General features: G+C 50.6%; 6 protein-coding genes and 1 pseudogene. 5 read left to right on the forward strand and 2 right to left on the reverse strand.

Going from position 1 to position 6,342, the window contains the following annotated elements; translation table 11 throughout:
* The first annotated feature begins 38 nt into the window (after positions 1 to 38).
* Complete coding sequence (locus GF617_RS11730; protein ID WP_181621290.1) at positions 39 to 578, forward strand: GNAT family N-acetyltransferase; 540 nt, start codon at positions 39 to 41, stop codon at positions 576 to 578.
* Between the two features lie 71 nt (positions 579 to 649).
* On the forward strand, positions 650 to 988 hold the full coding sequence (locus GF617_RS11735) for a lysozyme (RefSeq protein WP_181621291.1): 339 nt from the start codon (positions 650 to 652) through the stop codon (positions 986 to 988).
* Here GF617_RS11735 and GF617_RS11740 read toward each other — a convergent pair.
* Complete coding sequence (locus tag GF617_RS11740) at positions 967 to 1,572, reverse strand: response regulator transcription factor (protein WP_181621292.1); 606 nt, start codon at positions 1,570 to 1,572, stop codon at positions 967 to 969. The genes GF617_RS11735 and GF617_RS11740 overlap by 22 nt on opposite strands.
* A gap of 223 nt (positions 1,573 to 1,795) precedes the next feature.
* A pseudogene (locus tag GF617_RS11745) lies at positions 1,796 to 2,553 on the reverse strand (SDR family NAD(P)-dependent oxidoreductase).
* A 119-nt stretch (positions 2,554 to 2,672) separates the two neighbouring features.
* Here GF617_RS11745 and GF617_RS11750 point away from each other — a divergent pair.
* The 3 genes from GF617_RS11750 (at position 2,673) to GF617_RS11760 (ending at position 6,199) form a co-directional block, all read left to right on the forward strand.
* Positions 2,673 to 3,572: a LysR family transcriptional regulator gene (locus GF617_RS11750; protein ID WP_203451722.1), complete on the forward strand. Its 900-nt coding sequence runs from the start codon at positions 2,673 to 2,675 to the stop codon at positions 3,570 to 3,572.
* A 52-nt stretch (positions 3,573 to 3,624) separates the two neighbouring features.
* A complete protein-coding gene (yhjD, locus tag GF617_RS11755; RefSeq protein ID WP_181621298.1) occupies positions 3,625 to 4,602 on the forward strand; it encodes an inner membrane protein YhjD in 978 nt (325 codons plus the stop codon).
* Positions 4,603 to 4,876: 274 nt separating this feature from the next.
* On the forward strand, positions 4,877 to 6,199 hold the full coding sequence (locus tag GF617_RS11760; RefSeq protein WP_181621299.1) for an MFS transporter: 1,323 nt from the start codon (positions 4,877 to 4,879) through the stop codon (positions 6,197 to 6,199).
* The last annotated feature ends 143 nt before the right edge of the window (positions 6,200 to 6,342 follow it).

The following is a 6,342-nucleotide window of genomic DNA, read 5'->3' on the forward strand; positions in this document are numbered from 1 at the left end:
AGCCCTACAATCATTTGCAAATGTCATGGAGAATCCGTATGCCTACCCTCACGACCTCGCGCCTGACGTGCACACTGTTGCGAGAGGAAGACTGGCCCTTTTTTTTGTCTTTGCAGCAACATCCTGAAGTGATGCGTTATGTTGCTGATACCCGCAACATCAGTGATATCCGTGAGACTTTCGATTCTCGTCTGCCCCTCTGGACACCGGGAAGTTCGCACTGGCTCTGTCTCGTCGTGCGTGATACGGCCAGCCAGACACCACTGGGTGTCACCGGCTATATTCACCGGGAAAAGGATTGCGCCGAGGTGGGATTCCTTTTTGCACCGCACGCACAAGGCAAAGGCTATGGTTTCGAATCGCTACAGGCATTGTGTGATTTCGCGTTTAACCAGGGCGGTATTCGTCGACTGACCGCAACCGTCACTGCGGGTAATCTCGCATCAAGATACCTGCTGGAAAAAACAGGGTTCCGCCAGGAAGGCGAACTGCGGGAAAGCTATTTCCTTGCAGGGCAATGGCAAAATGACTGGATCTTCGGTTTGCTGAAACATGAGTATCTTATCGATAACCCGTAAACAATAGCCATTTGGCTGATATGGCATACGCTTCGTTTCCTCTACAGTCATGTCCGAGAGAGGAAACGCCTATGACATGCCATTCGCTAAAAATATCTTCTACCGGAATTGAGTTAATTAAAAAAACACAGGGGCTTTCTCTGGAGAAATATCGCGATGAAAACGGGATATGGGTCATTGGATATGGCCACGTCATCAGCCAGGGTGATTCGTTTAACAAACTTATCACCCCTGCTGAAGCCGCATATTTACTGCAAAAAGATCTCCAGAAATGCGAGGATTTACTGCGGAAAAATATCACCCAACCCTTAACACAGGATCAGCATGATGCGCTGGTGTCGTTGATATTTAGCTTAAGTGATACATCAGGCCTGCAAATGAATATTCTTCAGACGGTCTGCCGGGTATAGAGCATGGCCGCCTGAGTTCTGTTTTTGACATCAAGGCGGCGAAAGAGCGTTTCCAGGTGCGCTTTTACCGTTCCCACACTGATGTTGAGCAAACGGCCAATCTCTTTGTTTGATTCGCCGGCGGCCAACAACATCAACACTTCATGCTGGCGCTCACTCAGGGATGACAACTCCTGTTTCGGTGGCGACGCTGCTTTTAGCCAATCGCCCGGAAGGCAAACCATTCCCTTTGATACAGACTCCAGAACAGCAGAAAACATTGCAGGCGAGGCGCGACGAGGAATAATAGCGACCACGTTGCACTGCATGAGTTGCTCAACCCACCTTGCCTCTTTCTTCGCCAGAACCATGACAATACGCAGGGCCGGAAAACGAAATGCCACCTCTGCCAGAAAGGCCATACCATCATCCTGAATGAAATGCCCGTCAATCAGGGCAATACAGGAAGGAGATGCAGAAAGAAGCGCCCACAACTCATCCGTCTGACTTGTGCCCGTCATACTTATTTCCGGAATTAATTTCTGCAAACTGTTCATTGCTCCATGAATAAATATTGACTGCCTGTCAAACATGATCACTCGCATTCTTTTTCTCCCTCTGGCGAAAATGGCTGTCGTCATGGATGATTGTTAAACGTAATAAATAGCGAGGAGGATTCTAGCGAAGTGTTTTTTGAGAAAAAACTCAATGAGGGTAAAGGTTACATATTGCCTGGCATCGTTAAATTTCCCGTGTTTTTGACACATTTATTTTGAGGAATTCCTCAAAATATAGCCGTGATGGGGTTCCCTCCCCTCCGGCATCAAATCAGAGGAACATACCGCCTGATACTTCAATACGTTGTGCATTCATCCAGCCGAGATTATCGCTGAGTAGCGCGGCAATCGCGTCCCCAATATCGTCAGGTAATCCCACCCGTCCCAGCGCAGTCTGAGAAGCCAGAAGCTGGTTGAGCTGTGCATTATCACGTACCCGGCCGCCACCAAAGTCCGTTTCGATCGCCCCAGGCGCAATGATATTGACGGAGATCCCACGCGCACCCAGTTCTTTCGCCTGATAACGCGTCAGTACTTCCATCGCCCCTTTCATCGCCGCGTAGGCACTGGAGCCAGGTTGTGTGAAACGCGCCAGACCACTGGAGACGTTCAGGATGCGGCCACCGTCGTTCATCACTGGTAGCAGAGATTGCGTCAGGAAAAATGGTCCTTTGAAATGGATGTTCATCGCCTCATCAAACTGGGCTACCGTTGTCTCTGCGTAAGGTGCGTACAAACCCGTACCGGCATTGTTCAATAAATAATCGAAGGCATCGCGTTGCCAGACCGTCCTGAGCGTTTTTTGCACATCGCGGGTAAAGTTGTCAAAACTCGTGATGTCACCAACATTCAACTGCAACGCTGCTCCTTTAACACCTTTCGCCTCTATTTCACGTACCACGTCCTGAGCTTCTTGCTCGCTGCTGTTATAGGTCAGGATGATTCCCGTACCCGCCGCTGCCAGCTTTAATACCGCATTTTTACCCAGCCTCGGCTTCCGCCAGTCACTAATGCAATACGTTCAGTCATAAGAAACCTCATTTCTACTGTTATGGAGATTGAGATAGAGCTTATTAGGTGATAGAAAATCAATAAATATGGAAATAAACGCTTCACTGTTCCAATAAAAACAACAATGAGTCTTTGCTATGGATAAAATTCACGCAATGCAACTCTTCATCCGCGTCGCGGAACTGGAGAGTTTTTCCCGTGCAGCAGAAACGTTAGGCCTGCCAAAAGGCAGCGTATCACGTCAGATCCAGTCTCTGGAAAACCTGCTGGGAACGCAGCTTCTGCACCGAACCACGCGCCGCGTCAGCCTGACGCAGGACGGTATGGTTTACTATGAACGTGCAAAAGATCTCCTGGCGAATCTCGATGAACTGGATGGATTATTTCAGCATGACCCTTCCAGCATCAGCGGACGATTGCGCGTCGATATGCCTGTTGGCATTGCACGAAATTTAGTCATCCCAAAACTGCCTGCCTTTTTGCAGCAGTACCCCGGCATTGAACTGGAGCTGAGCAGCAGCGACCGTCTGGTGGATGTCATACGCGAAGGGTTTGATTGTGTGGTGCGCGTCGGCACACTAAAGGACTCAGGATTGATTGCTCGCCCACTTGGCAAGCTGTCGGTGATCAATTGTGCAAGCCCTGATTATCTGGACCGTTTTGGCTACCCGGATAGCCTGGACGATCTGGGCTCTCACGCCGTTATCCACTATTCCGCCAATCTGGCAACGCGTCCTCAGGGCTTTGAGTTTTACAACGGCAGTACCACTCAATGGATTAAAACGGGCGGTATTTTGACGGTGAACAGCACCGAAACCTACCACTCTGCCTGTATCGCCGGGTTAGGCATCATCCAGGTTCCCCGCGTCGGTGTGCGTGAGTCTCTGCGCGCGAAAAAACTTCTGGAGATCTTGCCGCAATACCGTGCAGAACCCATGCCGGTATCCCTCATTTATCCCCACCGGCGTAACCTCTCCCGCCGGGTACATCTCTTCATGGAGTGGCTCACAGTGTTAATGAAGGGTTATGTTGATTAGAGACAGGCTATAATTTCAGTGACATCCCGTCAGACGAATAAGGAAAACGCGCGTGACGCAGGAAAACAACCCGCAACCTTCACCCCAGGAAACCTCCCCCGGAAAAGCCAGGCAGGCGCTACAAACAGTAACCGGCACAGCGCAAAAAATTCAGCGTTGTCCCGTCATTGCGCACCTGTTACGTGCCACTGAACGCTTCAATGATCGTATGGGGAATCAGTTTGGTGCAGCCATCACCTATTTTTCATTTTTATCGATGATCCCCATCCTGATGGTGTCATTTGCTGCCGCCGGTTTTATTCTTGCCTCCCATCCGACGTTGCTGGAGGATATTTTCGAGAAAATCCTGTTGAATGTCAGCGATCCCACTCTTGCGAGTACGCTCAAAAGCACCATTAACACCGCCGTACAGCAACGTACCACGGTGGGTATCGTCGGATTGCTGATTGCACTTTATTCCGGGATTAACTGGATGGGAAACCTGCGTGAAGCCATTCGCGCCCAGTCGCGCGATGTCTGGGAGCGCACACCGCAGGATCAGGAGAAGATATGGGTGAAATATTTCCGCGACTTCGTGTCGCTGATCGGGCTGCTGATTGCGCTAATTGTGACGCTTTCTATCACTTCTGTGGCCGGTTCGGCACAGCAGTTGATCATCTCGGCACTCTATCTCGACAGCATTGAGTGGCTTAAACCGGCATGGCGCGTTATCGGTCTGGCAATATCCATTTTCGCGAACTACCTGTTGTTCTTCTGGATCTTCTGGCGTTTGCCACGCCACCGACCACGTAAAAAGGCACTGATTCGCGGCACGCTGATCGCAGCCATAGGCTTTGAAGTGATCAAAATCGTGATGACCTATACCCTGCCAACACTGGTGAAATCTCCGTCTGGAGCAGCTTTCGGCTCAGTACTTGGGCTAATGGCCTTTTTCTACTTCTTTGCGCGGCTGACATTGTTCTGCGCAGCGTGGATCGCCACCGCGCAATACAAAGACGACCCGAGAATGCCGGGTAAAACGCACAGTTAACAGGCCCATCGGACTGATATAAGCATGTAATACTTCAGTCCGACTCATCATTTCAGCATATAAATCCAGTACGTAACTTTTATTTAACCAAAAACTAGTTTTATCATCTAATATTTAAATTCTGTGAAGCATTTCATAGAAGGTATTTTGCTGGCTTGAATATTATCCGCTTTTTGCTGATTTTATCACCAGCTCGCAACTTTGTTACAGATTGAAATGTCGCTTTTGCTATGCGTAATATGGCCGTTCGTTCGTCAAAAAATAAGAAAATATTATGCAAGCCACAGCCACAACACTCGATACCGAACCAGAAAACGTTCCGGTCAATTCACGCAACAAAGTTGTCGTCGCATCGCTGATTGGCACTGCCATTGAGTTCTTCGACTTTTATATTTACGCCACTGCCGCGGTCATTGTCTTTCCGCACATTTTCTTCCCGCAGGGCGACCCTACGGCTGCCACGCTACAGTCTCTGGCAACCTTTGCGATCGCGTTTATCGCACGCCCTATCGGCTCTGCCGTATTTGGGCACTTTGGCGATCGCGTGGGCCGTAAAGTCACTCTGGTCGCATCGCTGCTGACAATGGGGATCTCCACTGTCGCAATCGGCCTGTTACCGACCTACGACACCATCGGTATTTTGGCCCCTGTTCTGCTGGCACTGGCGCGCTTTGGTCAGGGTCTCGGCTTGGGGGGGGAATGGGGCGGCGCGGCGCTGCTGGCAACCGAGAATGCGCCGCCGCGCAAGCGTGCACTGTATGGCTCATTCCCGCAACTGGGCGCGCCGATCGGCTTCTTCTTCGCGAACGGCACTTTCCTGTTGCTCTCCTGGCTGCTGACTGATGAGCAGTTTATGAACTGGGGTTGGCGTATACCGTTTATCTTCTCTGCTGTGCTGGTTCTGATTGGCCTGTACGTGCGTGTTTCCCTGCATGAAACACCGGTATTCGCCAAAGTTGCGGCGGCGAAAAAGCAGGTAAAAGTGCCGCTGGGCACACTGCTGACCAAACACGTTCGCGTAACGGTTTTGGGCACATTCATCATGCTGGCAACCTATACGCTGTTTTATATCATGACCGTGTACTCGATGACGTTCAGCACTGCGGCTGCGCCCGTCGGTCTGGGGCTGCCACGTAACGAAGTGCTGTGGATGTTAATGATGGCGGTGGTCGGTTTTGGTGTGATGGTTCCGATTGCAGGTCTGCTGGCAGATAAATTTGGTCGTCGTGCAAGCATGATTGTGATCACCTCCCTGATTATCCTCTTCGCTTTGTTCGTCTTCCCACCGCTGTTGGGTTCAGGTAGCCCTGCGCTGGTCATGGCCTACCTGTTAATTGGTCTGAGCCTGATGGGGCTGACATTTGGCCCAATGGGCGCACTGCTGCCGGAGTTGTTCCCGACTGAAGTGCGCTACACCGGGGCATCTTTCTCTTATAACGTGTCCTCAATTCTGGGCGCATCCGTCGCACCGTATATCGCCACCTGGCTTCAGGCAAACTACGGTCTGTTCTATGTGGGTGTGTATCTGGCAGCGATGGCAGCACTGACGCTAATTGCGTTGTTGCTGACACACGAGACGCGTCACCAGTCATTATAAAAGCGAAACGGCAACCATAAGGTTAATGCCGATCAGTTAAGGATCGATTGACCGATCCGGTGGCTAGTGTAAAAAGGGTTCCATGTTCATGATGGAGCCCTTTTTAAATGGAACTTTATCAGGCACCTGGCATTATCAACGCC

Origin of the sequence: Lelliottia sp. RWM.1 (genome assembly GCF_016859735.1) — a bacterium.
Lineage (GTDB): Bacteria > Pseudomonadota > Gammaproteobacteria > Enterobacterales > Enterobacteriaceae > Enterobacter.